This window comes from Ornatilinea apprima (assembly GCF_001306115.1).
Taxonomy (GTDB): Bacteria; Chloroflexota; Anaerolineae; order Anaerolineales; family Anaerolineaceae; genus Ornatilinea; species Ornatilinea apprima.
Genome location: NZ_LGCL01000022.1, coordinates 43,180 through 69,718, shown reverse-complemented (window position 1 = coordinate 69,718; position 26,539 = coordinate 43,180). Strand labels below are relative to the sequence as shown.

General features: G+C 57.7%; 27 protein-coding genes and 1 riboswitch. Of the genes, 15 read left to right on the top strand and 12 right to left on the bottom strand.

Annotated features, from left to right (window positions below; genetic code table 11):
• Nucleotides 1–141 precede the first annotated feature (141 nt).
• The 3 genes from ADN00_RS08965 (at nucleotide 142) to ADN00_RS08955 (ending at nucleotide 2,684) form a co-directional block, all read left to right on the top strand.
• Nucleotides 142–795: a class I SAM-dependent methyltransferase gene (locus ADN00_RS08965; protein WP_075062630.1), complete on the top strand. Its 654-nt coding sequence runs from the start codon at nucleotides 142–144 to the stop codon at nucleotides 793–795.
• A gap of 684 nt (nucleotides 796–1,479) precedes the next feature.
• Nucleotides 1,480–2,067, top strand: a complete 588-nt coding sequence (locus ADN00_RS08960; protein WP_082390007.1) for a PadR family transcriptional regulator — start codon at nucleotides 1,480–1,482, stop codon at nucleotides 2,065–2,067.
• Nucleotides 2,064–2,684, top strand: a complete 621-nt coding sequence (locus ADN00_RS08955) for a GyrI-like domain-containing protein (protein ID WP_201781171.1) — start codon at nucleotides 2,064–2,066, stop codon at nucleotides 2,682–2,684. The genes ADN00_RS08960 and ADN00_RS08955 overlap by 4 nt, the downstream gene beginning before the upstream one ends.
• Nucleotides 2,685–2,714: 30 nt before the next feature.
• On the opposite strand, the gene ADN00_RS08950 is transcribed toward ADN00_RS08955, so the two are convergent.
• From ADN00_RS08950 to ADN00_RS08930, 5 genes are read right to left on the bottom strand one after another with little or no spacing between them, the layout of a single operon-like run.
• Entirely contained in the window at nucleotides 2,715–3,302 is a 588-nt protein-coding gene (locus ADN00_RS08950) for a hypothetical protein (RefSeq protein WP_075062628.1), read from the bottom strand.
• A 9-nt stretch (nucleotides 3,303–3,311) separates the two neighbouring features.
• Nucleotides 3,312–3,788 (bottom strand): YbaK/EbsC family protein, encoded by a 477-nt coding sequence (locus tag ADN00_RS08945; protein WP_075062627.1) that lies wholly within the window; start codon nucleotides 3,786–3,788, stop codon nucleotides 3,312–3,314.
• A 25-nt stretch (nucleotides 3,789–3,813) separates the two neighbouring features.
• Nucleotides 3,814–4,773, bottom strand: coding sequence for a hypothetical protein (locus ADN00_RS08940; RefSeq protein WP_075062626.1), 960 nt, complete (start codon nucleotides 4,771–4,773; stop codon nucleotides 3,814–3,816).
• A 7-nt stretch (nucleotides 4,774–4,780) separates the two neighbouring features.
• On the bottom strand, nucleotides 4,781–5,530 hold the full coding sequence (locus ADN00_RS08935) for a hypothetical protein (RefSeq protein ID WP_075062625.1): 750 nt from the start codon (nucleotides 5,528–5,530) through the stop codon (nucleotides 4,781–4,783).
• A gap of 51 nt (nucleotides 5,531–5,581) precedes the next feature.
• Nucleotides 5,582–7,051, bottom strand: a complete 1,470-nt coding sequence (locus tag ADN00_RS08930) for a hypothetical protein (RefSeq protein WP_075062624.1) — start codon at nucleotides 7,049–7,051, stop codon at nucleotides 5,582–5,584.
• 274 nt (nucleotides 7,052–7,325) lie between these two features.
• Between ADN00_RS08930 and surE the strand changes: the two genes are divergently transcribed.
• On the top strand, nucleotides 7,326–8,144 hold the full coding sequence (gene surE / locus ADN00_RS08925) for a 5'/3'-nucleotidase SurE (protein ID WP_075062623.1): 819 nt from the start codon (nucleotides 7,326–7,328) through the stop codon (nucleotides 8,142–8,144).
• A gap of 222 nt (nucleotides 8,145–8,366) precedes the next feature.
• On the opposite strand, the gene ADN00_RS08920 is transcribed toward surE, so the two are convergent.
• A complete protein-coding gene (locus ADN00_RS08920) occupies nucleotides 8,367–9,017 on the bottom strand; it encodes a hypothetical protein (RefSeq protein ID WP_152966305.1) in 651 nt (216 codons plus the stop codon).
• 664 nt (nucleotides 9,018–9,681) lie between these two features.
• Here ADN00_RS08920 and holB point away from each other — a divergent pair.
• Nucleotides 9,682–10,671 carry a DNA polymerase III subunit delta' gene (holB, locus tag ADN00_RS08915; protein WP_075062621.1) on the top strand — a complete coding sequence of 330 codons (990 nt, stop codon included), beginning with the start codon at nucleotides 9,682–9,684 and terminating at the stop codon, nucleotides 10,669–10,671.
• A gap of 72 nt (nucleotides 10,672–10,743) precedes the next feature.
• Here the strand turns inward: holB and ADN00_RS08910 are convergent, their stop codons facing one another.
• The 4 genes from ADN00_RS08910 to ADN00_RS08895 form a co-directional block, all read right to left on the bottom strand.
• Entirely contained in the window at nucleotides 10,744–11,967 is a 1,224-nt protein-coding gene (locus ADN00_RS08910) for a hypothetical protein (RefSeq protein ID WP_075062620.1), read from the bottom strand.
• Nucleotides 11,968–12,259: 292 nt separating this feature from the next.
• Nucleotides 12,260–13,018, bottom strand: a complete 759-nt coding sequence (locus tag ADN00_RS08905) for an ABC transporter ATP-binding protein (protein WP_075062619.1) — start codon at nucleotides 13,016–13,018, stop codon at nucleotides 12,260–12,262.
• Complete coding sequence (locus tag ADN00_RS08900) at nucleotides 13,015–14,010, bottom strand: ABC transporter substrate-binding protein (RefSeq protein ID WP_082390006.1); 996 nt, start codon at nucleotides 14,008–14,010, stop codon at nucleotides 13,015–13,017. Before ADN00_RS08900 ends, ADN00_RS08905 begins: the two co-directional genes overlap by 4 nt.
• A complete protein-coding gene (locus ADN00_RS08895) occupies nucleotides 14,007–14,873 on the bottom strand; it encodes an ABC transporter permease (protein WP_236691498.1) in 867 nt (288 codons plus the stop codon). Before ADN00_RS08895 ends, ADN00_RS08900 begins: the two co-directional genes overlap by 4 nt.
• A 153-nt stretch (nucleotides 14,874–15,026) precedes the next feature.
• Nucleotides 15,027–15,159, bottom strand: a riboswitch (FMN riboswitch).
• 138 nt (nucleotides 15,160–15,297) lie between these two features.
• On the opposite strand from ADN00_RS08895, the gene ADN00_RS08890 reads away from it, so the two are divergent.
• Both ADN00_RS08890 and ADN00_RS08885 read left to right on the top strand, forming a co-directional pair.
• Nucleotides 15,298–15,882, top strand: a complete 585-nt coding sequence (locus ADN00_RS08890) for a TetR/AcrR family transcriptional regulator (RefSeq protein ID WP_075062617.1) — start codon at nucleotides 15,298–15,300, stop codon at nucleotides 15,880–15,882.
• Between the two features lie 43 nt (nucleotides 15,883–15,925).
• Nucleotides 15,926–16,324, top strand: coding sequence for a class II SORL domain-containing protein (locus tag ADN00_RS08885; protein ID WP_075062616.1), 399 nt, complete (start codon nucleotides 15,926–15,928; stop codon nucleotides 16,322–16,324).
• An 81-nt stretch (nucleotides 16,325–16,405) separates the two neighbouring features.
• On the opposite strand, the gene ADN00_RS08880 is transcribed toward ADN00_RS08885, so the two are convergent.
• Nucleotides 16,406–17,599 carry a SufD family Fe-S cluster assembly protein gene (locus ADN00_RS08880; protein WP_160317496.1) on the bottom strand — a complete coding sequence of 398 codons (1,194 nt, stop codon included), beginning with the start codon at nucleotides 17,597–17,599 and terminating at the stop codon, nucleotides 16,406–16,408.
• Nucleotides 17,596–18,363 (bottom strand): ABC transporter ATP-binding protein, encoded by a 768-nt coding sequence (locus ADN00_RS08875; RefSeq protein ID WP_201781170.1) that lies wholly within the window; start codon nucleotides 18,361–18,363, stop codon nucleotides 17,596–17,598. The genes ADN00_RS08880 and ADN00_RS08875 overlap by 4 nt, the downstream gene beginning before the upstream one ends.
• 721 nt (nucleotides 18,364–19,084) lie before the next feature.
• Here ADN00_RS08875 and ADN00_RS08870 point away from each other — a divergent pair.
• From ADN00_RS08870 to ADN00_RS08835, 8 genes are all read left to right on the top strand, one after another.
• Nucleotides 19,085–20,347 (top strand): glycosyltransferase family 4 protein, encoded by a 1,263-nt coding sequence (locus ADN00_RS08870; RefSeq protein ID WP_075062615.1) that lies wholly within the window; start codon nucleotides 19,085–19,087, stop codon nucleotides 20,345–20,347.
• Complete coding sequence (locus tag ADN00_RS19520; protein ID WP_082390005.1) at nucleotides 20,340–22,187, top strand: glucosyl-3-phosphoglycerate synthase; 1,848 nt, start codon at nucleotides 20,340–20,342, stop codon at nucleotides 22,185–22,187. The genes ADN00_RS08870 and ADN00_RS19520 overlap by 8 nt, the downstream gene beginning before the upstream one ends.
• Complete coding sequence (gene cobC / locus ADN00_RS08860; RefSeq protein WP_075062614.1) at nucleotides 22,184–22,771, top strand: alpha-ribazole phosphatase; 588 nt, start codon at nucleotides 22,184–22,186, stop codon at nucleotides 22,769–22,771. The genes ADN00_RS19520 and cobC overlap by 4 nt, the downstream gene beginning before the upstream one ends.
• A gap of 33 nt (nucleotides 22,772–22,804) precedes the next feature.
• Nucleotides 22,805–23,281, top strand: a complete 477-nt coding sequence (locus ADN00_RS08855) for a hypothetical protein (protein ID WP_075062613.1) — start codon at nucleotides 22,805–22,807, stop codon at nucleotides 23,279–23,281.
• A gap of 169 nt (nucleotides 23,282–23,450) precedes the next feature.
• Entirely contained in the window at nucleotides 23,451–24,383 is a 933-nt protein-coding gene (locus tag ADN00_RS08850; RefSeq protein WP_082390003.1) for a DNA methyltransferase, read from the top strand.
• Nucleotides 24,380–25,165: an MvaI/BcnI family restriction endonuclease gene (locus ADN00_RS08845; protein ID WP_075062612.1), complete on the top strand. Its 786-nt coding sequence runs from the start codon at nucleotides 24,380–24,382 to the stop codon at nucleotides 25,163–25,165. Before ADN00_RS08850 ends, ADN00_RS08845 begins: the two co-directional genes overlap by 4 nt.
• Nucleotides 25,166–25,258: 93 nt before the next feature.
• Nucleotides 25,259–25,741, top strand: coding sequence for a hypothetical protein (locus ADN00_RS08840; protein WP_075062611.1), 483 nt, complete (start codon nucleotides 25,259–25,261; stop codon nucleotides 25,739–25,741).
• A 210-nt stretch (nucleotides 25,742–25,951) separates the two neighbouring features.
• On the top strand, nucleotides 25,952–26,536 hold the full coding sequence (locus ADN00_RS08835; protein WP_075062610.1) for a hypothetical protein: 585 nt from the start codon (nucleotides 25,952–25,954) through the stop codon (nucleotides 26,534–26,536).
• Nucleotides 26,537–26,539 lie beyond the last annotated feature (3 nt).

The window sequence follows — 26,539 nt, the reverse complement described above, 5'->3', positions numbered from 1 at the left end:
TTGCATGGCTTCAGAATTATCGTCGTATCCTGGTTCGGTTTGATCGCTTGGTTGAGAACTATATCGGCTTTGTCCATTTGGGCTGCTTGGTGATCTTACTCAAACACTATTTTTGAGATGACTTCTAGCCAAGGAAGAGGTATGAATAACGAACAATGGGAACGCTATTGGTCTGTTGAAGACAATCATGATTACTGGCAGCGCCCGGCCCAGTCAGTGATTGATTTCGCCGCCAGCCTGTCGCCGCAGACGCACCCGCGCGTGCTGGATTTGGGCTGCGGGCTGGGCCGCCACGCGGTGCTCTTCGCCGCCGAAGGCTTTCAGGTTACCGCCACCGACGTCTCCAGCCAGGCCATCGCGCACCTGCAGCGCTGGGGCGCCGTAACCGGGCTGAGCATTGCCACCCAGGTATGCGACGCCGAAAGCGACGAATTTGCCCCTGCCAGCTTCGATGTGGTGGTGAGCTACAACGTGCTTTATCACGGCTACCGCGAGGAATTCGCGGCGCGTATCGGCCATGTGCGCGATCTTCTGCGCCCCGGCGGGCTGTTCTTCTTCACCTGCCACAGCCGCCGCGACCAGAAATACGGTGAGGGCGAACGGATTGCCCCACACACCTACCTCAGCCCCAATTCCATCACCCCCGGCGATATGCATTACTTTACTGATGAAGCAGACCTGCACGATTTGCTGAGGGACTTTACCATTCTATCCATCCAACCCGAAGAATACACCTGGGATTTCAAAGGCACGCCGCGTTTCGCCTCCAATTACATTGTTATCGCGCGGCGCTGAGCCGCAGCCAAAGCCATTCCACATTGGCCTGCCGCACCCTCCCTAAAATGCGTTTTCAGCATCTTGGGGAGGGTGTTTGTGGATGGTCATTCGTACCTGCAGGGGATAGGGCAGCCAATCACCATCATGGGTAGGGTGGGTGAAAGGCGGTATGTTATCCAAAAGGTAAACCAGCGTACTGATCCGCCTGAAACTCACCAATGGATTTATCCCCGCCAGCGTTGAATGGACAGGCTGCTTGGCCGCTGCCGGTGCGGCGACAAAAAAACGGGCGTGGAGCCCCGCGCCCCTACCGGGCGATAGGGCAACCAATCACCATCATGGGTAGGGTGGGTGAAAGGCGGTATGTTATCCAAAAGGTAAACCAGCGTACTGATCCGCCTGAAACCCACCAATGGATTTATCCCCGCCAGCGTTGAATGGACAGGCTGCTTGGCCGCTGCCGGTGCGGCGACAAAAAAACGGGCGCGGAGCCCCGCGCCCCTACCTGGGATTGGCGGTCCGGGTTCTTGCATAAGGGCGGATGGCCACCCGCCCCCAAAAACCGGTGCGGCGGCGCCGCACCCTACGGAAGAACTGCGCCTTTTAGCATCTTGGGGAGGATTCGGCGTGGGGTCTGCCCAACGGATTGACAATCTATTTATATTCTAATATAATAATATTATTGATTTAGAATATAAAGAAATGGACGGACGCATGGACTTGACCAATGCCGAAATGGCCCTGCTCAGCCTGCTGGCTGAAAACCCGCTGCACGGCTACCAGATTGAATCGCTGATCGAGGCGCGCGGCATGCGCAACTGGGCGGAGATAGGCTTCTCTTCCATTTACTACGCGCTCAACAAGATGGAAAAAAGCGGTCTGGTGGAAAGCCGCATCCAGCCCGAAGAAGGCCGCCCGGCGCGGCGCGTTTATTCGCTGACGGAAGTCGGCTGGCAGGCGTTGACCAGCGCGGAATATCAGCGATTGTCCCAACCCCGCCCGTACAGCGCCGATTTTTCGTTAGCCCTGGCCTGCCTGCCGCTGCTGCCGGTCGAGAAGCAAATTGAGGCGCTGAGCGAGCGCGTTCGCTCGCTGCAAACCCAGGAGCAGGCAATTCAGGAGAAATGGCAGCAAGACCAGCCGGGCATGCCCGCGCATGTGAATCACCTGTTCGCGTACAGCCTGGCGCAGCTGCACGCCGAACGCGATTGGGCGCAAGGCTTTCTCAACCAGCTACAATCAACCTCTGCCGCGCAGGCGGAAGAGCATTCGCAGGAGACATTGAAATGATCGAAAAATTAGACCTGAAAAAACAGCCCGGCCTGTTCTACCAACCCTCGCCCAAACAGCCGCAAATTGTGAACCTTCCCACCATGAACTTCTTAATGATCGACGGAACCGGCAACCCCAACACCTCGACCCTCTACCAGCAAGCCGTCGAAGCGCTCTACTCGGTTTCGTACACGCTGAAATTCACCTGCAAAAAAGAACTGGGAAAAGATTACGGCGTGATGCCGCTGGAAGGCCTGTGGTGGGGAACCCGCATTGACCAGCACGTCTTCAGCGAAGCCGACAAAGACCAGTTTCAATGGACGATGATGATCATGCAGCCCGATTTCATCACTCCGGAGATGGTGGAGCGCGCCACGCGCGAAGCCGCCGCCAAGAAAGACCTGCCGCTGGCCGCCAACCTGCGTTTTGAGTCCTTCACCGAAGGCACGGTGGTGCAGATCATGCATATCGGGCCGTTCGATACAGAAGGCCCCACGGTGGAAACGATGCACAACTTCGCCTTTGAGCAGGGCTATCACCTGCGCGGAAAGCATCACGAGATCTACCTGAGCGATCCGCGCCGCACCGATCCGTCCAAATGGAAGACCATTGTGCGCCACCCGATTGAGAAGTAAACCCGCGCTGGCCACCAGACGCGTGAGGGATTAATCCCACATCTGCAAGTCCTGGGCGTGTTCCTCCAACTCGTGGCCAATGGCAATCGCCCACAGATACCAGCCCACCGGAATGCTGAGCGGGAAGCCAAATTCTTCGGTGTCATACATGCGTGAAGCGTCCAGGGTTTCAATCGGCAAAATCTCGGCATTGGTGTACAGCGCGTACAACACTTCCGCCGCGCGCAGCGCCATGCGCTGGATGCGTTCCCAGGGCCAGCCAGCCGCGCGCCGGGCAGAATAAGCGTTGAAGTCATCCACACTCTCAAACTGCAAGCACCGCCCGTCTTCCTCCAGGTAGCCCTTCAGTTCCATGAACTGCGGCCACGCCACCCCGGCAGCCAGCTCACCGGCCGCCAGAATAAAATAGCGCTCCCAATCGGCGATATGCGCCACCACCTGGGCCATGGTTCGCCCGTCGCTGCTGGCGCGCGCGGCGGCGCGCGCGTCGATGCGCTTTACAGCCTCGGTGTAGCGCGCCAGCGTCTCGCGGTGCAGTTCCAGCAGGCGGGCGTACCGCTCCCGCGCCGGGGACTGCAGCGCGCGCAGAATGGCTTCATACCCTTCACCCGCATCCATCTTATTTGCCTACTTCACGCCAATCACCCTGGCGCCGGTCATTTTCTGCAATTCAGCCGGGGTGAGCTGAAACACGGCGTGGGGGGTACCCGCCGCGGCCCAAATCGTCTCGAACTGCAGTAGATCCTCATCAATAAAGGTTTCCAGCGGCTGGATATGCCCCACCGGCGGGATGCCGCCGATGGCAAAGCCGGTCTGCTGGCGCACAAAGTCGGCGTCGGCTTTGCCCAGGCTCTCGCCCAGCTCGGCGGCCACGCGCTTCTCGTTGACGCGGTTCATGCCGCTGGCAATGACCAGCACCGCCCGTCCGCTGGCGGCCTTAAACACCAGCGACTTGGCAATCTGCGCCACCTCGCAGCCCACTGCCTGAGCAGCTTCCACCGACGTGCGGGTGGAATCGGGCATTTCCACCACGCGCAGTTCAAAGCCAATCGCCTTCAGGGCCTGCTGCACGCGTTTCGCGCTGTCACTCAATGATTCAGCCATGTTGTTATTGTTCTCCTTCATTCTATCAGGGGTATCGACCGGCGGCGCGCAGCACGCTTAACGCGTCTACACTGACCCACGGGTTGGAGCGGTTTTTTCGCACCCCGCCCCACGGCATAGGGGTGCAGCCAGAAAGAGGGTCATCGCTGCCGCGCACGCGGTAATAGGCGGTCTCAGCCGCGAAGCCGCCGTCTGGCAGGCGCTTCGACGCGAGTAAATCCAGCGCATCAGCGCAGTGCGGATCGTCCAACCAGCCGCCTTCCATCATCACCACCAGCGCCAGCAGAAAATTATAACGCCAATAATAGGGATAGTGCAGTTGAATGAACTGCGGGGCGATGACGCTCCCATCCGAAAGGCGGTGGAACAGGCGGCGCGCGAGGAAGAACTCAGCGGCGCGTTCCGCGCAGGTCCGCGCGCGCGGGTCGCCGCTGTGCCGGGCGTAGAGCGCCAGGGCGCGCAACGGTATGAGCGATTCGTGGAGCGAAGAGGTGTGCGCCGCGGGGCGTTTGTCGCAGTTCCAACCGCCGTCCGGCCACTGCCCGTCCATCAGCAGATGGACCAGCTCCTCCGCGAAAGGGGTGGCAATCCCCAGGCGCAGCATGGCAAACAGGGCGTTGGCCGGAATGGACGCACAAAAGCGCTCGCGCCCGGCCAGCACCACATGCGGGGTCAGCGAGGGCAGCCAGGCGGCAACCTGCTCGCGCAGGGGGATCAGCTCACGGTCTCCGGGCGGGTAATACAGATCGGCCAGCTGCGCCAGCACCCAATGCGCTCCGCGCCACTTCTGGTAAGGCGGGCGCTCAATCCGCCCATCCGCCGCGCGCTCCGAAAGCAAAGCGCGCGCCGCCGGCGATTTGGCGATTTCGGCTTGCAGCGCCAGCATCGCCGGGGATTGCGGGTCTTCGCCCAACACAAAGCGGCGCGCCTTATAGCGCAGCGCCGCCTCGGGTGAATCAAGAAGCTGCTGGAGAATCACATCCATAGGGAACTCAATCCGCGCACAGACCGTCTTCTTCGGGGTTTTCAAACCATTTGACCGGCTCGCCCTGGCTGATGCTGCCGTCGCGGCCCACCGTCACGATGACCTGGTAAGTGGGGTGCGGACCGCAGCCCAGAAACTGGTAGCGGAACAGGTTCATCGCGTAGCCGCCGCTGGTTTCCTGCACGTGGGTTTCTTCGAGTGTATCGGTGAAGTAACGCATGCCGCGACTGGCCTGCAGGTCGTAATCGGCATCCAGGTTGGTGAGCGCCAGGGCATAGCTTAAGGCTTCTTGCGGGCTTTCAATGGGGGCAAAAGCCTGCTGAACGGCCTGCTGATTCGCCAACAGGATAAAACCGCCGTCCCGCCAGATCACATAGCGATATAACACCGGGAAAAGCCCGCCCACGCGGTAGACGCTTTCCTGTTGTTCAAAGGTCTCGTCATCCATCTCATCGGGCTGGCGCACCACGCACACCGCGATGGGGTCCGCCGGCTGCAGGCCGCCCAGCAAATCGCTGGCAGGTTGCAGCGTGGCGCAGCCCAGCTTATCCAGCGGCGAACCCTGCGGGCAGCGAATCCAACCGGAGTCATCTTTCTGGCAGCCCGCCGCCTCAAAGGGCGAAAAATCCACCCGCAGGTCGGGGGCAGGGTGTTCGATCACCTCTGGCAGGCTCGCCCCCAGCAAGGGAAGCTGGCAAGCCAGCATCAGACCGGCCGCAGCCGCCAACCACCAACGCCGCGCGCGAAGCGGATTCATATTCCCTCCGTTGGATAGACCAGAAAGCCCGATGGATGCGGGCTGCCGCGATCAGGGCTGGTAGGCTAGAAAATCGTCAAACAAAACCACACCCGAAAGCTGGTCGGGGGCGGTGCGGGCGTAGAAGGCCGGCGCGCCGCTGGGCAAAGAGGAATCCCGCGCCTGCAGGGCCAGCGTGCCGTTGACGTACAGCTCCAGGGTTTGCCCCAGGCAGACCGCCTTAAGGCGGTTGGGCAGGTCCCCGCGCTGCACTGCCGGATGATCGGACTGGCGCGCCAGCTCGGTCCACACGCCGTCAATGTACTTGCCAATGAACACGCCGCCGTCCCAGCTCACTTCAAAGGTATAGAAACTGGTGCCCGGCTGGTTCAGGCGGCAGATCAGGCCGGCGGCGGTGGTTTCTTCACCGCTGGCGTTTTCGGCTTTCACCTCCAGCACCACGTCCCCGGCATTGAGCGAATTATCGCGCAGCACCGGGAAGAAGAGCAGGTCTTTCTCCAAAATGGCGATGCTGTACTTGCCCTCTTCGTAGCCATAAGAGGCAAAGGGACTGGTCTCCTGGCTCCAGCCGCTGTAGATGTTGGAAAAATCGTCCATCAGCGGCAGCCCCTGCGTGCTGACCGGCAGGCTGCCGGGCGCGGACGGGGTGGCCAGCGGCGCGCCAACTGATTCATCGCTGCGCGTGAAACGCACGCCGTACAGCAGCAGGTTGTTCTCACCATCAAATTGGAAGGGAATGCTCTCGGCAGCCGCGCCGCTGAAGAGCAGCAGCAACTCGCGGCCTTCCAACACCCGGTACACGCCAAAGCCCTGCGTCTCGCGCAAGGAGGGCGAGGTTTTCACAAAGCGTCCGTCGGGGGCGAACTGGTAGAAAATATCGTAGGCCGCGTCTTCTCCGCTGCGCTTCCAGGTGCCGGGCAGCCAGCTTTCCGCAGCCGCGGGGGTGGGCGCGGCGGGGGTGGCGGTATCCTGGATGGCCGGCTGCACCAGACCGGCCAGGCCGGTTTCGGGCAGCAGGTATTGGCCGAGCACATACAGGCCGGCCAGTACCAACCCGCCCAGCAGAATCAGACCCAGCGCCAGCAGCGGCCAGTACCGCGCCACAAAGCTCTTCTTTTTGGGTGGGGGCGCGGGCTTGCGCGCTTTTTTCGGCGGCGCGGCGGCAGCCGGTTGAGACGCGGCGGGTGCGGCAGGCGGCGCGGGAAAATCCATCACGGCAGGCTGCTGGCCGGGAGAGGTCTGCTCAACGCTGGCCGCGGCAGGCGGCTCGGCTTGCGCAGCGGGGGGCTGGGGTTCACCCGGCTGTTCTTCCGCCGGGGCAGGGGGCGTGTCTTTCACCCACTGCTTGCCGTCCAGACGGTGCCACTCACCCGAGGCCGGTCCCAACTGCCAGCGGCGATTTTGCTCATCGTAGACCACAATGCGCTTTACCAGCGCGCGGTATTCTTCCGGCGAAATTCGCCCGGCCTCCAAGGCTTTTCGTAAGACCTGGTATTGTCGCTCAGCGGTTTGAAAATCCATATTCTTCTCCGGCCCCCTTTCTTATCTCTTTATCAGCGCGGCTGCTGCCAGGAGCTGCGCAGCCTCCCGCCGGGCTTCCTCCGCTTTTGGGCTGCGGACTGTGTTTGTTCTACCTTAATCACTCAGTATAGACCCTTTTGACGAAAAAACCAACACGCCCGCCGCTGTCCCATTTTTGGCCCGGCAGGCAAAGAGCCGCAAAGCGGGTTACAATTGGGGGCAGGTTTTCACCCAAATATTCGGGGCAGCGCCCCATGCACGCAAAGGATTCACAATGGCAACCACGGATAAGAAACAAATTTTATTGACCAATGACGACGGTATCGACTCGCCCGGCCTGTGGGCAGCCGCCGAAGCTTTATCGGAACTGGGCTATGTGTGGGTGGCCGCCCCGCGCGACCAATCCACCGGCACCGGGCGCAGCTCGCCGGTTACTTCCGACGGGCGCATCACCACCAAAACCCTGGTGGTGCACGGGCAGGAGTGGACCATCTACTCGGTGGGCGGCACGCCCGCCCAGGTGGTGGATCACTGCGTGCTCGAGATTCTACCGCGCCACCCCGACCTGATCGTGTCGGGCATCAATTACGGGCTGAATATCGGCACCAGCATCGGCATGTCGGGCACGCTGGGCGCGGCCATGGAAGGCGCATCGTTTGGCATTCCGGCCCTGGCGGCCTCGCTGGAGCTGGAAGACCCCAGCCTGGTTTACAGCCATTCCAAAGAAGTGGATTTCAGCGCCGCGGCGGTGTTTGTAGCGCGCTTTGCGCGCCAACTGCTGGAAAAGCAAATGCCCTTTGACGTGGACGTGATCAACCTCAACATCCCTTCCAACGCCACCCCCGATACCCCCTGGCGGGTTACGCGCATTTCGCGCCACCCCGGCTACGACACCTTCATCGAAAGAAACGGCAGTTTGGAAGACGCGGCGCGCATCGGCGGCAACCCCGTCCCCGTAACCCCGCGGGACGTGGAACCCGATTCGGAAATGTACACCGTGCTGTTTGACCGCATGGTGGCCGTTACCCCCATCAGTCTCGACTGCACCTCGCGCGTGGGTTTTGACGACCTCGACCACCTGCTGCGCGGGTAACAGATGATACAAACGACACTTAATACTTTTTCTTTGTAGGGTGGTGTTGCGGGCGAACAAAGCAATGAGCATTAAACCAGCTTTGATCTCCGCCCGCAACCAACCATCTTTTAAGACCTTGAGAGTTTAGCCTTTCTCACTCACAGATTCTCTCCCAGTTTTAAGCCTTCTTGATCTTAAGAAAGATTTCGGCTGTGCCCTCTCTTCTCAGCATCCAATCCCTTATTTAATTTCCAATGAACTCATCATCGCATCCAGCTGGGTCAGGTCGGGCGTGAAGGTGTTGGCTGCCTGGGTATTGAGCGAAGCCGCTGTGTTGGCCACATAGGCCGCGTAATCGCTCACAAATTCTGGCGGCTCGCTGCCGGTCACGCTTCCGTCCGCGGGCAGGCTGGTGTGGGTTACGGGCAGCACCGCAGCCACATAGTATTTGCCATCACTGGTCAGCCCCTGGTAGGTGTAGATCAGCTCATCATTGTTGATGGGCACAATCCCCTGAGAGAACATGGTCAGGTAGCGCAAGCCCTGGCCGCTCTGAAAGTCCAGGTACTGCAGGTGAGTGTGCATCATCTGACCCGCGTTGAACAGCGGCAGGAAGGGCATATTGGGGATCTCCTGCGGTGACTGAAGCAGGCTTTGCAGCGAGGAGACCACTGTCCGCGCGCCTTCGTTGACCTTCTCCAGTTCCCTGACCGGGTAGATGTAGATCGCCGGCTCATGCAGGTGATCGCTGATGGCGTAGCCCTGCAGGGTTACCCGCGTGTATTCGGGCAGCACCTCCCAATAGGGTAAATCTCCGCCAAAAGCGGCGGGGACCGTCTCCGCCTGATACCCGCTGGCCAGGCTGCCGGCGTCCAAAGAGACAGTTGGCAAACCGCTGTCGGGGGGCGGCAAAGGTGTCGACAGGCGCGGCCGTCACCACCAGCGGGGCGGCGGTGTCTGCCGGGGCGGCGTTCTCTACGCGCGCGAGGGGCTGCGCGGCCGGGGCGCAGGCGCAAAGCAGCAGTGAGACCATCAGTAGAGCGGCGAGAATACGCGTTGTAAAAACGGATGTTATTTGCGAAATCATTTTCATCTCCAAATTGATGCAAGGTTCAGGTGTTGTTTCTCAGGGACAAGACGATTTGACGGCTAAAAATGTTCCAACATCCAGACCACAAGATTCAGGTTGATTCTACCGTAGGGCGGAGCCACGGGCATTAAGGTAGAACCATCTTGAAACCGCCCGAAACCTGCCGGTGTTGGAATCTTCGGCTTTCACGCGGCGATTTCGTAATGCATCTTCACCAATCATTCCTCCGCCGCTCAAGCCGACCTACAAGACTTCCCCAAAATCTGTGATGCCTGGATTTTGGGGAAGCGAAGATACTTCGAGCAGAGGGCGTCCGCCCCCATGGAAGAACGAGATTTACTGGGCGGGCTGCATGGCCGCCGCCAGTGTGGGGATCTGGAGGGGACACTTTAACTTTTCTGCGCTGGCGGGTAAGGGCCGGGGGATGGGGCCTTCTATCCCCCATTCCATGTTAAAATCAAGCCTATGGAATGGAACATCCTTGGCCATGAATGGGCTGCCAAACTGCTGCAGCAGCACATCGCCCGTGGCGAAACCCGCCACGCTTACCTCTTCACCGGACCTTCCGGCGTGGGGCGGCGCAGCCTGGCGCTCAAATTCGCCCAGGCGCTCAACTGCACCCAGCCGCCAGCCCCCGGCCAGCCCTGCGGAACCTGCCGCGCCTGCCAGCAGATCGGGCGTATGCAGCACACCGATCTCTCGGTGGTGCAGGCGGAAACGGTCGGCGGCACGCTGAAAGTGGATCAGGTGCGCGAGTTGCAGCACACCCTTTCGCTGGCGCCGTATGAAGCCCGCTACCGCGTGGCGCTGCTGCTGCGCTTTGAAGAAGCGCACGTCAGCGCGCAGAACGCCCTGCTCAAAACCCTGGAAGAAGCCCCCGAGAAAGTGATTCTGCTGCTCACCGCCGACTCGGCCGAGAATCTACTGCCCACTATCGTCTCGCGCTGCGAGGTGCTGCGCCTGCGCCCGATGGGCGTGGCGCAATTGCAAAGCGAGCTCGCCGCGCGCTGGCAGATCGAACCCGAAGCCGCCCAGCGCCTGGCGCACCTCTCCGGCGGGCGGGTGGGCGCGGCGCTCAACCTGCGTGCCGAACCCGAATCGCTTGACCTGCGCCGCGAGTGGGTGGAAGACGCCCTGCGTCTGGCCCAGGCCAGCCGCCGCGAGCGCTTTTCGTATGCCGAAAGTGTGAAGACCAAAGAGCGCGAATGGCTGCGCCAGATGCTGCTGGTGTGGCTTTCGCTGTGGCGCGACGTGCTGATGCGCGCCGCCGGGGCCGATACCCCGCTGGTCAACCTCGACTGGCAGGCCGACATTGAGCAGCTTGCCGGGCGGGTCAGCCTGCCAGCCGCGCGCGCCGTCACCGCCGCCCTTGAGCAGAACCTGGCGCGCCTGGACGCCAACCTCAACCGCCAGCTGCTTCTGGAAGTGACCCTGCTGGACTGGCCGCGAGCTTAATCCCCATCCAAAACAGAAAACCCGCCTCCACCACGGAAGCGGGTTTTTTATCATTTCAACTCCATCAGCCTGCTACACCTTCGACAGGTCTTCCACCCGCCGCTCAATGGCTTTGGCCGCGTGCTGGTCCAGAATTTTTTCATGAATGATCTGCAGCAGGGCGGCGATGTAGATGGAAAGGCCGGTCAGCTCCACGGCTTCTTCCACATTCGCCAGCATCACATACTGGAAGTAGTTCGCCAGCCCATCCGTCAGCAGCTTGGATCCCAGGCTTTCCAGCCCAATCGCGCCAAACAGGAATACAATTCCGCCGATTAAGATGCGCTTGCGCTGTTTCGGGCTCATATCGCGCAGGAAGGGCAGGTATGCCAGCAGCAGAAGCAGCAAAATCGGAATCACTGGCAGGTACCAGGCAAAGTTTAAGAAGCCGGTTAGCTGAACTTTCACCGTATCGCGGATGATCACCCCCAATTGCTCATGCAGCTCTTTATACTCATCCACCGCCAGGAAGATGAACATGGCCGCCATGAAAAACCAATGGAAGGCAAACTTCTCGCGCCGCGTGATCGCGCGCACGCCCAGGTAGATCATCAGCAGCACCGAAATAGCCATCAATCCCATCGAGAAGAAGGTGGGCAGGTTCTTTTCGTTGTCCAGGTGAAATTCGTGGATGGCAAAGTCCAGCATCTCGCGGTAGGGGGTGAAGAAGCGGAACAACTGCCCGATCACCGAAAGCACATACAGCTCGGCAATAAACACCAGCAGCCCGCGAAATATCGGCCAGCCCTGGGCCGTGAAGTGCTCCCATCCGCCGCGACCATTTTGCTCCACCTCGCGCAGCGCGCGGCGGCTAAGCAGCAGCACCGCCAGCAATTGCACGCACACCAGCAGCCAGCCGCCCAAAAACGGGCGAATGCGCACCTGCATATCCGTGGCAATCCAATCAAAACCCAGCCAGCGGGAGAGCAGGTAGGCAGTCATCAGAATATTCAAAATCAAAAACGTGGCGATGGAATATATCGCGCTCGAGCGCAGCCAGTCCGCAAAGCGCGCGAAGCGGTCTGCGCGGGTTACCCGCAGCTCATAGACCAGAAAAACCACCAGCACCACCAGCAGGGCCAGCAGCGACACGGCCAGCACGCCCAGGCGGAAATACGACATACCCAACAAGGCCACATTCTTCGGGTCGCGGGGCAGCGAGAGGAAGAACCCCACCACGGCCAGCAGTTCCAGCAGCGACAGGCCAAAGAAGACACGCAGGTAATTTTTAACAGTCAGGCGGCTTTTCTCATTCATAGCAGACTCTTTAGGGAAAGTTTTTTGGCGACACGCGCCAGCGAGATGATTTTAGCACAAATTGCCGCAGTCAATGCGCGAGGCGCGCCAATCCGCTGACAGGGTGGGTTGTTTTTGTTGGGTTGCTATTCTCTTGCAGGGCGGTTTCGAGGGCGGATCAACCGGATTTACGGTAATACTTTCTTGAAACCGCCCGAAACCCGCCGGTATTGGGTGTCCGCTGCCGGTACGGCGGCTCCGCGCCCGCTTTTTTCGGGCGGACGGCCGTCTCCCCCCTACAGAAGATTGGTTTCTACCCAATCGCCTGGCGCAGGGCGCGCGCTAATTCTCCAAAACGCGGGCTGTAGCGCACCTCTTCCGCGCGCGGGCGCGGCAGGTCCACCGGCAGATCCAGACAAATGCGTCCCGGCCGCGGCGTGAACACCAGCACGCGGTCCGAAAGCAGCAAAGCCTCCGAAATGGAATGCGTAACCATCAACACCGTCTTGCGGCTGCGCTGCCAGATGTGCAGCAGTTCAGTTCCCATGCGCTCGCGGGTCAGCGCGTCCAGCGCGCCAAACGGCTCATCCAGCAGCAGCAAGTCAGGGTCCTGAATCAGCGCGCGCGCGATAGCCACGCGCTGCGCCATGCCCCCTGAAAGGTCGCCCGGCCAGTTCTTCTCAAAGCCTTCCAGCCCCACCAGTGAAATCAGCTCGCGCGCCATCTTCTCTGCCTTGGGCTCTTCCACCCCCTGCATCTCCAGCGGCAGGGTAATATTTTGCAGCACGTTGCGCCACGGCATCAGATTGGCATTCTGAAACACCAGAGCGATGCGCGGCTCACGATTGCAGTGCGCGCAGGTCTGGTAGGTTACACTCCCCTGAGTGGGCGGCACCAAGCCGGCCAGCACGCGTAGCAGCGTGCTTTTGCCGCAGCCGCTCGGCCCCAGCAGGCACACAAACTCACGCGGCTGCACGCTCAAGCTCATTTGCTCCAGCGCCTCCAGCCCGCCGGTATCGTCGGGGAACACCACGCTCAAATCGCGGACTTCGAGGATGGGCGGCAGGCTCATTTTGTCTCCGTTACAAAGGCGTTCGACCAGGCCTGGCTCAAATCCTGATCGCCGGCCAGCAGGCCCATCGTCAGCAAGATATTCTGCATATTCTCCCAGGCTTGAGGCGCGGATTGGCCCAGCGGCTCGGTCTGGTAGAATTCCAGCGAGGTTTTTAGCACCTGCTTCTGCGCGGCTTCGTCCGCCTCGGTCAGATTTTCCACATATTTCTTGCAAATCTCGTAGGCGGCGTCCGGGTCGGCCAGCGTGTCGGCCACGCCTTTTTGCAGCGCGCCCGCCATGCGCCGCACCAGCTCGGGGTTCTCGGCGATGGTCTTTTCGTTGGTGATTAATCCGTTGCCCACCAGCGGCAGGTAATCGGCGGTGCGGATCACATTCAGCTTATAGCCCTGGTTGGCCAACTGCACCGGCTCGTTAGGCACATAGATCACCACCGCGTCTACCTGTCCGCTGCTTAACGCCTCCACCTGGTTGAATCCGATCACATCCAGGGTTACATCGCTCTCTTTCAGACCGCCGGCCTGCAGCAGGGCGCGGAAGCCGATGTAGCTGGCGCCATACAGCACCGGTGTGCCGATCTTGCGCCCGCGCAGGTCTTCGGGCTTCACAATCCCCGCCTCGGCCAGCGAAGCGATTCCCACCGGGTACTCGCCGTACCAGGTATACACATACACCACCGGCAGGTCTTGAGCGCGGCCCAGCAGCACCTGCTCGCCCGAAGCAATGGAGAAGGGCAGCTCATTGGCCCCCACCAACGCCACCGCGTCGGTCTCAAAGCTGTAGTCCAGGGTTACTTCCAACCCGGCCTCTTTGAAATAGCCCTTTTCCATGGCTACATACAAGGGTGCGAACTGCACGTTGGGAATGTACCCCACCGGCAGGCGAATGGCAGTCAATTCCTGGCTGGCTGGCGCGGAAGCCGGCGCTTGCGGCGCGCAGGCGGCCAGCAGCAAAGAAATTATTACGATCGAAAAAATTATTCGTTGTTTCATAAGGTCTCCCTGAAATGGTTCGAAGCATTCCTCCAGGCCAGCAGGCGCCGCTCCAGCGAAACGACCAGCCCATACAGCGCCAGGGCCATCGCGACCAGGGTGAAGATGGCCACAAACACCAGGGCGGTATCGTACTGCCCGCGCCCGACGTTGATTAAAAATCCCAATCCGCGGTCAGAACCCACAAATTCCCCCACCACCGCGCCAATCACCGAGAGCGTGGCCCCAATGCGCAGGCCGCCCAAAAAGATCGGCAGCGCCGCCGGAATTTCCAGGTAGCGCAGCACCTGGCGGCGCGTGGCGCGCATCGAGCGCATCAGGTCGCGCAGATTATCCGGCACGGCGCGCAGGCCCACAATCGTATTAACCAGCACCGGGAAAAAGACGATCAGCGCGCAAATCAGCACTTTCGACGCCATCCCCGGCCCAAACCAGATCACCAGCAGCGGCGCGATGGCCACAATCGGAATCGCCTGGCTGGCCACCAGATAAGGTGAGAGCAGCCGCTCCAGCAGGCGCGATTTCGCCAGCAGATAGCCCAGCGCCGTGGCGCTCACGCTGCCCGCCAGCAGGCCCAGCAGCACTTCCAGCAGGGTAATGCCGCTGTGGCGCAGCAGGCTGCCATCTGCCAGCGCGCGCACGAAGCGCTCGGCCACCAGGCGCGGCCCCGGTAAAATGAAGGCCGGGTAATCACGCCACGTCGTGATCAACTGCCAGGCACCGATAAACATGCCAATCGAAAGCAAGATCACCCACGGGCTGTGTTTGCCCGCCAGGTCGCGCATGGTCAGGCGGTTCTTCTCTGGAGAAATGGGTTCCACTTTGCGTTTTCCTTGCCACGGTAAGCTCATTTGCTCGTTCATTTTGCACCTGTTTACAGATGGGGCCCCGGGGAAAAACGGCCGCCCGTTGAGAAAGAGGCCAGAGACGCGTTCTACGGAAAAACACAAACCCCGAAAACACATGGTTTTCGGGGCGTCTCATCACAGGCTGCAGCAAATGGCTTTCCGCTGTTCTGCGACCTTCTTTCGTCCGGACTATACCGTCGACTCCGGAATTTCACCGGATCATGCGCTGGCGCGCTCGTGGGTTATACCACCGATCGGGAATCGGAAGATTTCTCTACCTCACCCTGCCCCGAAGGTTTGTTCTTCAATTTTCAAAACTTAGTATAGCCTTGATTAATGGGAGTGTCAATGTGATTTTTATCACATGGTACAATCTTGCCGGTCAATTTGCGTGCCCGCGGCACTCGATATATACTTGTCATTGTGAAGAACCAAACGGTTGAAACCCTGCACCCCCCCCGGCGCGTTAAACGAAAACGCCCGCCTCATCCTCGATATTGCCTGGCCGCTCTTCCAGCAAAAAGGTTACCGCGGCTTATCGTTGGACGAGCTCTGCGAGCGCTGCGGTCTCACCAAGCCCACGCTGTATTACTACTTTCAGAGCAAAGAAAACCTTTACCTGCAGGTGCTCAAACGCCAGATCGATGGCTACCATACCGCCATCAGCGATGAAACCCTCACCACCCCGCAGCGGCTGGAAAACTTGGCCGCCATTATGCTTGAACAAATGAATTCGAACTGGCTGGCCATGCTGCGCGATCTGGAGCACTTCAAAAACCCCGAAAATCTCACCCAGATTCGCGCCATCTTCGCCAGAGACCTGCTGCAGCCGCTGGCCAATTTGATGGAGAATGCCGCGCAGCAGGGTGAACTGCGTTCAGATGATCCCGAACTGCTGGCCTGGTCGTTCTTGGGGCTGGTCAGCACCTTCACCGGCCGCCTGGCTCTCTTCGATCAGGACGCCCAGGCCGGCGCGCGCTGGCTGGTGAACTTCTTTATGCAAGGGGCGCGCCAAACCCATTGAAAATCCCATTGGATAACCGTATTTAGGAAAAAGGAGGAATAAAATGTCTGGTATTGGAGAACGAATTCAACAAGCGGATTGGAAAAAAGAAAAACACGCGCCGGTGATCCACTGTCCCGATGCAGTTGTCGCGGGTCAGGCGTTTGAGATCAAGGTCAACATTGGCGAAGAGATCGCCCACCCCAACACCACCGAGCACCACATCAGCTACATCACCGTCTTCTTCCACCCCGAAGGCGAGAAATTCACCTATCAGGTGGGTCACTTTGAGTTCAGCGGCCACGGCGAAGCCGTTGCGGGGCCCAACCAGGGGCCGGTCTACACCGAACCCTCGGTAGTGGCAATGATGAAACTCAGCAAGCCGGGCACGCTGCACGCCGTGTCGTTCTGCAACATTCACGGCCTGTGGGAAAGCGAAAAGGAAATCAAAATCGCGGCATAGCTGCTTTGGGGCCACATATCAAACAGGGCGGCGCATGCGCCGCCCTGTCTTCATTTTCATAGGCCGCCAGCGCGCCGCTGGTTAACCTTCCGCCAGGTCGGCCAGATTGGCAATCTCGGCGATGCGCGCGTCCAGCTCGGCTCCCAGGCCCTCAATATCTGCCTGCAAAAAGCCGCGAATGATCATCGAAATGGCGTCGCGCTCACCGATGCCGCGCGCCATCAGGTATTCCACCTGGTCGGGGGCAATCTTGCCGATGCTGGCCTCGTGGCTCATCTGCGCGTCGGGGTTCAAGGCACGCAGCCCCGGGTTGGACTGAATAAAGCCTTCATCCCCGGCGTTCAGCAGCATGCCTGAGCAGTCGATATGCGCGCGGCAGGCGTTGCTGCCCACCAGCAGGCCTTCCTGCAAGATCTGCCCGCCGGTGCACACCGCGCGGTGAATCAGCTCGGTGCTGGAGTTCAGCCCGTTCAGGTACACCTCGCCGCCGCTCTGAATAAACGAGCCCGGCGCGCCCAGCACAATGGATTGAAAACGCGCCGTGGCACCCTCGCCGTTCAGCCAGGTTACCGGGTTGGTGATGATATCCGCCGCGGGGCGCAGCGAAATGTAATTGCTGTTATAGCAGCCGCCAGCCGCCACTGCCGTGCCGGCCTTGGGGCGCACGGTCACTTTGGGACCCCAGGCGTGCACCATGTTGTTGGTCAGCGTGGCCTGCTTGCCAATATAGAACTCGCTCACTGCCAGGTGCAGGCCCTCTTCCACGCCCTGATGGGTGGTGCAGCCGGTGATCAGGGTCAGCTCCGCGCCTTCTTCCACAATCACCACATTGTGCAGCGTCTGCGCGCTGTTGGCCTCGGCCATGTAAAGACCCGCCTGGTAGGGCAGTTCCACTTTCACCCCCGGCATCACGCGGATGAAGAAGCCCTGCGGCTGGCTCTGCGCGGCCACATGGCGGGTAACGTCATCGGCGTCGCGCTTCACCAGCTTCCAATAATATTTCTCTCCCAGCCAGTCATATTTCTCCAGCGCCTGGTGAATGGGCAGCACTTCCAAACCGTCTACATGTGCGTACGAGCACAGGGTGTGCGAATTGCGCATCACAAACGAGCCGGCGCGCTGCGCTTCGTTGGTGATCACGCCCACCTCGGCCAGCGAGGCCGAATCGCTGCCCTGCAGGCCGTCCAGGCTCACCAGCGGCAGATCGTCCAGCGCAGCCGGCTGAACATAGTGCTGGAAATTAATCGCTTTCCCGCCTGTCAGCATGGGGCTCATAGATGCACCTCCGGAATGTGATTGACACACTCCACACATTTTTCGTAGCCGCTATCGCAGACCATATCAAAGATAATGCCCGGGTTGCCCGTGCAAGAGATTTTGCCGCGCATAATGATGTGCGCGCGGTCGGCGTGCACGTATTCCATCACTTGCCCGGTGTGGGTGATGATCAGCCCCGAGCGGCGGCGCACCGGGTGACCATGCTCTACCGAGAAAAGCTGGTTGGCCATCGCGCCGATCAGCTCAAGGGCTTCCACATCCACGCCCGAGTCGATCTCATCCAGCATGGCAAAGCGCGGGCGCATGGCCAGCAGCTGCAGCATCTCTGAGCGGCGGATTTCGCCGCCCGACAGCCCAGCGTTGATCTCGCGGTCCATAAACGGGCGCACGCGCACCGCTTCCACCAGGGCCGCCACCTCAGATTTGTGGCCTTCGTCACTGCCGGTTAAGTACTCCACCACCTGACGCAGCCGCACCCCGGGGATAGTGGGCGGGCGTTGCTGCGCCACGGCAATCCCCATGCGCGCCCGTTCGGTCAGGCTGGCCTGGGTGATGTCTTGCCCCATGAACAGGATTTTTCCGCGGGTTACCTTGTAACCCGAAAAGCCCATAATGGTCATCATCAGGCTGGTTTTTCCGCTGCCGTTGGGACCCAACAGGGCGTGCACTTCTCCTTCTGGCACGGCCAGGTCTACCCCGTGCAAAATCGGCTCGCCGCGCACCTCTACGTGCAGATCATGAATCTCAAGAATATTTGCCATTCCACGCTCCACAACCAGTATCGCTGCCGGTCAATCCATTGGACTGACGCGCCCAATGATTGTACCGCCAAATATTTGTGAATTTCATCACGATAAATATACCCCGCTTCACCCCAGAAAACTACTCACTTTTGTCCAATTTTTAGTTTGACAGGTTTCTTAATTCTATATTATAAATAACATACCGCGCGCTGAACGGTAACCGACACTGCACCCCGTTTAGCGAGAGCGCGGCAGGCTGCCTGGTCTGCCTGTTGGCTGGCATGAGGGTGAACGTACCCGATGCCAGACTTTCAAAAAAATTAAAGAAAACCGAACTACTTCGCCGTATGTCATTTTTGAGCTTTGGCCCCACCCCCTGCCCCTCCCCGCTGGCAAACAGCTCGGAAGATTCTGTTCATGAACGGGGAGGGGTGAAGATTTCGCAAAAGTGAAGGGCTTTCAGCCCCTCACTTTTACAGAATTCTTTTCCTCCCCCGGCAAAGTGCCTGGGTGATCCTGTTTCCTGGCTGCCGGGGGAGGGCAGGGTGAGGGAACCCGTAAAATGTGGCAAATGGGCGCAAGATTTGTAAACAAAAATCCATGATGCGCTCATCCTGTTGGCTGTCATTCTTTTGCCGGTATCATCTTTTTTGTATAATCGAATCAGAGATTGCTTCAGGGGGCAACGCTCGTCGCTTTTCGCAGATTGATTCGCTTGTGTGTATTGAAAAGGTCAGGTATGAAACAACTCAAGATCGCGCTGATTCACTACGCGGCTCCGCCCATCATCGGTGGCGTGGAGAGTGTGATGGGCCAGCACGCCCGTCTGATGGCCGCCGACGGCCACCAGGTTACCATTTTCGCCGGGCGCGGAGCGCCGTTCGATGAGCGCGTGGCCTGGCAAGAAATCCCGCTGCTCGATTCCGCCCACCCGCGCGTGCTGCGCGCCAAGAAAAGCCTGAACAAGGGCAAGCTGCCCGCGGATTTTAACGGCCTGCAGGCCGAGATTCTGCAGGACTTGCGCCAGCACCTGGCTCCCTTTGATGTGATCATCGCCCACAATCTGTGCTCGCTGCATAAAAACCTGGCGGCCACCGCCGCCCTGCGCCAGTACGCCGCCGAAAATCCCGCCCAACGCCTGGTCCTCTGGCACCACGACCTGGCCTGGTGCGCGCCGCGCTACCGCGCCGAGCTGCACCCCGGCTGGCCGTGGAACCTGATCGCCGAAGACTGGCCGGAGACCAACCGCCGGCATGTGGTCGTCTCGCAGTTCCGGCGCGAAGAACTATCCGGCCTCATGGGCCTGCCGCCGGAGCAAATCGCGGTGGTGCCCTCCGGCCTGGAAGCCGCCCAGTTTTACAAGCTGCACCCCTTCACCGCCGGGTTCATCCAGAAAAGCCGCCTGCTGGAAGCCTGGCCCATTCTGCTGCTGCCGGTGCGCATCACCCGCCGCAAAAACATCGAGCTGGCTATTGAAAGCCTGGCCGCCCTGAAAGAGCAGTTTCCCCAGGCCGCCCTGGTGATCACCGGCCCCCCCGGAGCGCACAACCCGGCCAACCAGCAGTACTTTGAAGAACTGGTGCGCCTGCGCGACGGCCTGGGACTGCGCCCCCAACCCGGCGCGGGGGGCGGCGCGTACCTGATGGCCGAAATCGAGAATGATTTTTTGCCCAACGAAGTGATTTACGACTTTTACCGCGTGGCCGACGCGCTCTTCATGCCCAGCCACGAAGAAGGCTTTGGCATTCCGATTCTGGAAGCCGGGCTGGAAGGCATGCCAATCTTCTGCTCGGACATTCTGCCCTTCCGCGAAATTGCCGCTGAAAACGCAACCTACTTTCAGCTTAACCAACCACCGGCAGAAGTGGCCGCGCTGATGGCAGGCCAATTGGCGCGCGTGCCCGCCCTGCGCCATCGCGCGCGCGTGCGACAGACCTACACCTGGGAAGGCATCTACCGCGCGCGCATTCTGCCTTTGTTATCGGAGGTACCCCATGAATGAATCAGACACCACCCCCACCGAGAACCTGCCCCGCCCGCAGGTGCTGATCCCCATTTTGCCCGGCGGAGACAACGCCTCGCTGCTGCGCCTGGCAAGCTGGCTGGCCCCCGACCTGCCGGTGATGCTGGTTGGTCTCATCCCCATGCAAGACCCCGAGCAGATCAGCGCCGGGGCCAAAACCGCCGAAGACCTGCGCAAACTGATCAACGAAACCACCGACCGCGTCAACATCCGCGCCCGCTCGCGCGTGCGGGTGAGCGAGCAGCCCTGGGAAGACCTGTGCGAGATCATCCGCCAGGAACCCACCATTCACCTGTTGATTCTAAACTGGCCGGAGCATCTGGACAGCCTGCGGGTAACCGCCACCGAGCTGCTCTCGCGCCCGCCCTGCGACATTGCCGTACTGCGCGGCCCGCTGCCCGAAGCCCTGGAGCATGTTCTGGTGCTTAACCGCGGCGGCCCACACGCCGAAAAAGCCCTGCGCCTGTGCCTGGACCTGATGAAAAGCCACCCGATGGACATCACCTCCATGCGCATCAAGCGCACCAGCGAGGGCAGCGAGCTGGATGAGCAGCTTTCGGGCATGGAGCAGCTGCTGGAAACCTTCCCCTTCATTCACCAGCAGTTGGTGGTGGCCGAAGACGAATACCACAGCGCGCTGGAGGCCTCCAACCATTTTGACCTGACCGTGCTGGGCACCATGGCCAGCCCCACCGATTTAACCTCTTCCTTCGGTCAAATGACCGACCTGCTGTTCAACCAATCGTCTTCCCCGGTGGTGGCGATTAAGACCAAATATTTCTCTCCCACCTCGGCCGGCCAGGAGTTCAGCAGCAAGGCCATTTCCATTCTGGTGGACCGCTGGTTTGCCGAGAACACCTTTTCGGCCACCGAATTTGAGAACCTGGAAAAGCTGCTGGCGCTCAAACAAGAGCGCGGCCTCACCATCAGTGTGGCGCTGCCTGCCCTGAATGAAGAAAAAACCGTCGGCAACGTCATCACCTGCATTCAAAAGAATCTGATGCAAGACGTGCCCCTGCTGGATGAGCTGGTGCTGATCGACTCAGACTCGGAAGACCGCACGCGCGAAATCGCCGCCGGCCTGGGTGTACCGGTCTACATTCACCAGCAGATCCTGCCGCAGTACGGCGCGCGGCGCGGCAAAGGCGAGGCGCTGTGGAAGAGCCTCTACGTTACCAGCGGCGATATTCTGCTGTGGGTGGACACCGACATCGTCAACTTTCACCCGCGCTTTGTGTACGGCCTCATCGGGCCGCTGCTGCACAGCCCGCGCTGGAAATTTGTGAAAGGTTTTTACCGCCGCCCCTTGCGCGGCGAAGACGGCCAGCTTCACCCAGGGCGCGGCGGGCGCGTTACCGAGCTGACCGCCCGGCCGCTGATCAACCTCTTTTACCCGCAGCTCAGCGGCATCATCCAACCCCTGGCCGGGGAATACGGCGGGCGGCGCGAAGTGCTGGAGCGCGTGCAGTTCACCTCCGGCTACGGGGTGGAGATCAGCCTGCTGATCGACGTGTTTGAGCAGTTTGGCCTGGACGCCATCGCCCAGGTGGATTTGGAAGAGCGCGTGCACACCAACCAGCCGCTCGATAAGCTGAGCAAAATGTCGTTCGCCATCATCCAGACCGTCATCCACAAGCTGGAAAAACGCTTCGGCACCGAGCTGGTGAAGAACATCAACCGCACCATGAAGACCATGCACTACGAACCGGACTACTTCTACCTGGAGGTGGACGAGATTGCCGAGCGCTTCCGCCCGCTGATGATTGAGCTGCCCGAATACCGCCAGCAGCGCGGCCTGGACGAAACGGCGGGCGCGTGACGGTGCTCTACCTCATTCGCCACGGCCAAACCGACTGGAACCTGCAAGGTCGCTACACCGGCCAATCGGATATTCCCCTCAACGCCACCGGCGAGCAGCAGGCCCGCGCGGCCGCCGCCCAGCTCGCCGGGGTAAAGCTGGACGCGATCGTTGCCTCCGACCTGCAGCGCGCCCGCCACACAGCCGAGATCATCGCCGCGCAGATGGGCCTGCCGGTGCAAACCGACCCGCGCCTGCGCGAGATCCACCAGGGCGTGTGGGAGGGCATGCACTTCGCCGAGATCAAGACCCACTATGAAGAAGCCTTCCAGCGCCGAAAACGCAACCCGCTGGGGGTGGCGCCCCCCGGCGGCGAAACGGTGGGCCAGGTGCAAACCCGCGTGCTGGCCGCCCTGCGAGACATCTGCGCGCAATACCCCCACCAGCAGGTGGCCGTCGTCTCGCACGGACTGTCGCTGGCGATCATCAAAGCCAGCCTCAGCGGCCATCCCATCCAGCGCGTGTGGGAGCTGATCCCGCCCAACGCCCAGGTGGAGCGCCTGCCCATGGGCTGCGAAGACCGCCCGCGGCCAGGTGGGGTATAATCGAAACAGTTAACCGCACAATGGAGCCAAAACATGACGATGAATGATCCCCAGCAGGCGCTGTTCTTCTTCCGCAAAGTGGTCTTTTGCCTGTACCGCGAAGCCGGCGCGATGAATGAAAGCACGCACGAAGAGCTGGCCAAAAAAGCACACCTGAAAACCTCTTTCTTTCACGGCGCGCGCAAGCGCATGGCCGCGCAGCTTTACCACGACATCAAAAAAGAAACCCAGACCCGGCGCATTCTGACGCCCTTCATGCTGCGCACCGGGTTAAACCTGGAAGACCTGCAGCAGCTCTTTGCGGAAGGCAACTGGCAGGGCAAGTTTAAGAAAATCTTTCAGGGCGGTCCGCGCTGGGCGCGCATCGCCGAAGAAGCCATCCGCCTGCGCGACGCCATCGATAAAGAAGACTGGCCCGCCGCCCTGCTGGTGACCCACACCATGAAGGGCATGAAGACCAACAACGGCTTCCTGATCGACGAGTTTGAGCTGACCGATAGGAATGAGTAGAAGAATGGCGCGCGGAAAAAACTATTCTTTATAGTATATAATGTTGATCAGTATGCACCATGCAAAGTAACCAGCAACATATACACATAGGTTTGCTTTTAAAATAATTAATCGGTATTGCTATCCATCGATATAAAGTAAAATCAAAGCCGGAGAAAATGAAATTAATATGACCACTGATAATGAACCTGCTGGAATTGTATTACCTCGTTCAATTCGAGAAACAGCCGAAAATTACCGTACAAAGTTAGACATTGGAACAAAACGCACATGCACTTGTGCTCCGAATAATTTAAATTGCTTGCCTGCAAAAGAATGGCTTAAAAGCCAAATTGGAGTTTGGCAATTTTTTTATGAAGGTAGAGATATTAGAGATAAGAATTTACACCCTGCTACTTTTCCAATCTCTTTAGCCAAAAAAGTAATAAGCCTTTTTACTCATGAAGGCGAATTAGTTCTAGATCCATTTGTGGGAAGTGGTACTACGCTTGTTGCAGCCCAAGACTTAAACCGTAATGCAATTGGTTTCGATTTGCAAGAAAGTTACATTGAATTATGCGTTAAGCGCTTAGCCAGCAATAATTTATTTAATCATGCTCAGCAAGTTGCAATTCAAGATGATGCCCTACATATACCAAATTATTTAGAGCGGGGTTCTGTCAGCCTAATATGGACTTCTCCACCATACGCGAACTTACTAAATAGAAAACGAAAAAATAAATCACGGCGTGAGAGAAACAACGAACAATTACATAAAGTAGAGCAATATTCCCAAGATCCAAGAGATTTAGGAACTATGCCATTGGAAGATTACACAAAAGCAATGGGGGATATTTATGAAGGATTATTACCACTGCTTCATCCTAAAGGGCATTGTGTAATCAACGTTCCCGATATGTGGTGGGAAAATGAGCGTATTACTATCCATGTATCCCTCATTAACGAATTGCGCAAACGTGGTTATGAGCTGCGCAATACGATCATTTGGGATAGGACAAATATCGTTAATAAAATAGGTATTTTTGGATATCCGAGCAATTATATTACTATGGGTACTACTTTTGAATACCTACTAGACTTTTGGAGACCACCCGAAACATGAAAACCTATACCAAAGAATCGCTCATTGCCGCATTAAAAGAAATCAAAAATCGCCGATGGATACCAAATGCTCGCCCGGGTAATTCTGGAGGAATTGGCAACACGCTTGAAGACTTACTTGGGATTCAAGAAAACAATTTACCTATTCCAAACGCTGCTGAATGGGAATTAAAGTGTCAGAGAGCAAACACAAGTGCTTTGACTACACTATTCCATATGGAACCATCGCCGAGAGCCTTAAAATTTGTGCCAAATATACTTCTACCAAATTATGGTTGGAAACACGAACTTGCGGGCACAAAATATCCAGTGAACGAAATGAGCTTTCGTCAGACAATCCATGGACTGGACCGGAGCGATAGGGGGTTCATGGTAGAGATAGACAAAACCAGCCGAAAAGTATTAATTTCCTTTGACGCAAGCAAAGTTGACCCTCGTCACACCGAATGGTTAGCATGGGTTGATAGTCGTGCCGGTTTGGACGAATTAACCCCACAACCATATTGGGGGTTTGATGACTTATATCATAAAGCAGGCACAAAACTTTTAAATACATTTTATGTTCAAGCCGAAGTTATGAAGAATGGTGACGAGGAATTTTTTTACTACAATCGAATATTAATTCTGCGCGGTTTTAGTGTTGAAAACTTTGTCAAAGCTATTGTTGAAGGAAATGTACTTGTAGATTTTGATGCTCGCACAGGTCATAATCACGGTACAAAATTCAGGTTACGACAAAATGCACTACCAATGTTGTACTCAGAAATACAAGAAGTAGTTTAATGCAATAGTCGTATCAACATTGGATATCCTCGTCTAAAAAAGGTTAACGTAAACCTCTAAAGGATTGTTTTTGCATATTTATGGTGATGCAATATGGCCGAGAAAAAATCACGAGGAGCAAGTAATCAACAAGTCGGACGAGCGGGTGAGTATTTTATTGTCGCCGAATTGAACAAGCGTGGGGCTTTTGCTGTTCCATTTGCAGGTAATATGCCAACAATTGACATAATTGCTTGCAATAGTGACGAAAGCCGTACAGTATACATTCAGGTGAAGACCAAGCGGGGTGGAAAAACCTGGCATTCCAGTATTGTTGGTAGTAAGTTGATGTCGCCCAAGTCCGATGAATTGAATTTTTGGGCATTTGTTGATCTAGGCAGTTACGATGAACATCCTCGTTTTTGGATTGTGCCAGATTGGTGGATCAAAGATGATATATTCAAGGCGCATCAAGATTATTTGGGCAGGCACGGCGGCATCAGACCTGGCAATCCAGATTCAACACACCACGCGATTCATGAAAACCGATTATGTCAGTGGCAAGGGCATTGGGAAATTCTAGAAATTTTCGAATAATTATTACGGCTGAATTGATAGTTTAATAAACCTTTTTTGGTCAATTGAGAGACCTAAACACTCTTACATTAATACTGACGAATTTTGCAGCCCTTGTGGTGATCTAGCTCAAATTCTTTCTCCTCCACCAGACGACCCGGCTTCCAGAACTACAATCCACTGGTGGGTTTCTTTCTTTTATTCTAAACCACACCATTTCAAGGAGCAGGAATGATGAACATTGAAATCTGGAATGAAGTAGATAAACGTATTCAAAACCCAAATGAGGCCTGTCAATTCATTGGCAAATTGATGGAAAACAGCAAAGATAAAACATTCAACGGGCTTATTACCGCAAACTTTACAAATACCCCGAGTGAAATTCAAAACGCCATTAATAAGTTTATATACGAATGCAACAAGACATTTGAATTAAAAGCAATTTACCTTGAAATGAACGGTTTCGATATTAATCCAAGCCGATGGTTTTTTGATTTGTTTGGATATGAGGCATTACCAGAGGATGATAGTGATCTTGATTGGCTTTCTGACTGGCAATCCCCCGATTTTCCAGATGTAACACTAAAAGGGCTTGAATCTATACAAGAATTATTCAAACAATACAATCAAGAAAAAGCGGATTTGAATCTAGATAAACCGAATCAGGTTTTGAAAAACAATCATGAACTAGCAACTCTCATGGTAATGGCTAAATTTTGCAAACTGATTGACGAGAGCCTGCACAATACTCATCTTGGCCTGCATATTTATGCTACTGCACATGATTTTGAAATAATCTATCATAAACACGCTTAACAC

What these genes read in the sequence shown, in the direction of transcription:
- ADN00_RS08965 (WP_075062630.1), top strand. Translation starts at nt 142, where the DNA reads ATGAATAACGAACAATGGGAACGCTATTGGTCTGTTGAAGACAATCAT.
- ADN00_RS08960 (WP_082390007.1), top strand. Translation starts at nt 1,480, where the DNA reads ATGGACGGACGCATGGACTTGACCAATGCCGAAATGGCCCTGCTCAGC.
- ADN00_RS08955 (WP_201781171.1), top strand. Translation starts at nt 2,064, where the DNA reads ATGATCGAAAAATTAGACCTGAAAAAACAGCCCGGCCTGTTCTACCAA.
- ADN00_RS08950 (WP_075062628.1), bottom strand. Translation starts at nt 3,302, where the DNA reads ATGGATGCGGGTGAAGGGTATGAAGCCATTCTGCGCGCGCTGCAGTCC.
- ADN00_RS08945 (WP_075062627.1), bottom strand. Translation starts at nt 3,788, where the DNA reads ATGGCTGAATCATTGAGTGACAGCGCGAAACGCGTGCAGCAGGCCCTG.
- ADN00_RS08940 (WP_075062626.1), bottom strand. Translation starts at nt 4,773, where the DNA reads ATGGATGTGATTCTCCAGCAGCTTCTTGATTCACCCGAGGCGGCGCTG.
- ADN00_RS08935 (WP_075062625.1), bottom strand. Translation starts at nt 5,530, where the DNA reads ATGAATCCGCTTCGCGCGCGGCGTTGGTGGTTGGCGGCTGCGGCCGGT.
- ADN00_RS08930 (WP_075062624.1), bottom strand. Translation starts at nt 7,051, where the DNA reads ATGGATTTTCAAACCGCTGAGCGACAATACCAGGTCTTACGAAAAGCC.
- surE (WP_075062623.1), top strand. Translation starts at nt 7,326, where the DNA reads ATGGCAACCACGGATAAGAAACAAATTTTATTGACCAATGACGACGGT.
- holB (WP_075062621.1), top strand. Translation starts at nt 9,682, where the DNA reads ATGGAATGGAACATCCTTGGCCATGAATGGGCTGCCAAACTGCTGCAG.
- ADN00_RS08910 (WP_075062620.1), bottom strand. Translation starts at nt 11,967, where the DNA reads ATGAATGAGAAAAGCCGCCTGACTGTTAAAAATTACCTGCGTGTCTTC.
- ADN00_RS08905 (WP_075062619.1), bottom strand. Translation starts at nt 13,018, where the DNA reads ATGAGCCTGCCGCCCATCCTCGAAGTCCGCGATTTGAGCGTGGTGTTC.
- ADN00_RS08900 (WP_082390006.1), bottom strand. Translation starts at nt 14,010, where the DNA reads ATGAAACAACGAATAATTTTTTCGATCGTAATAATTTCTTTGCTGCTG.
- ADN00_RS08895 (WP_236691498.1), bottom strand. Translation starts at nt 14,873, where the DNA reads ATGAACGAGCAAATGAGCTTACCGTGGCAAGGAAAACGCAAAGTGGAA.
- ADN00_RS08885 (WP_075062616.1), top strand. Translation starts at nt 15,926, where the DNA reads ATGTCTGGTATTGGAGAACGAATTCAACAAGCGGATTGGAAAAAAGAA.
- ADN00_RS08880 (WP_160317496.1), bottom strand. Translation starts at nt 17,599, where the DNA reads ATGAGCCCCATGCTGACAGGCGGGAAAGCGATTAATTTCCAGCACTAT.
- ADN00_RS08875 (WP_201781170.1), bottom strand. Translation starts at nt 18,363, where the DNA reads ATGGCAAATATTCTTGAGATTCATGATCTGCACGTAGAGGTGCGCGGC.
- ADN00_RS08870 (WP_075062615.1), top strand. Translation starts at nt 19,085, where the DNA reads ATGAAACAACTCAAGATCGCGCTGATTCACTACGCGGCTCCGCCCATC.
- ADN00_RS19520 (WP_082390005.1), top strand. Translation starts at nt 20,340, where the DNA reads ATGAATGAATCAGACACCACCCCCACCGAGAACCTGCCCCGCCCGCAG.
- ADN00_RS08855 (WP_075062613.1), top strand. Translation starts at nt 22,805, where the DNA reads ATGACGATGAATGATCCCCAGCAGGCGCTGTTCTTCTTCCGCAAAGTG.
- ADN00_RS08850 (WP_082390003.1), top strand. Translation starts at nt 23,451, where the DNA reads ATGACCACTGATAATGAACCTGCTGGAATTGTATTACCTCGTTCAATT.
- ADN00_RS08845 (WP_075062612.1), top strand. Translation starts at nt 24,380, where the DNA reads ATGAAAACCTATACCAAAGAATCGCTCATTGCCGCATTAAAAGAAATC.
- ADN00_RS08840 (WP_075062611.1), top strand. Translation starts at nt 25,259, where the DNA reads ATGGCCGAGAAAAAATCACGAGGAGCAAGTAATCAACAAGTCGGACGA.
- ADN00_RS08835 (WP_075062610.1), top strand. Translation starts at nt 25,952, where the DNA reads ATGATGAACATTGAAATCTGGAATGAAGTAGATAAACGTATTCAAAAC.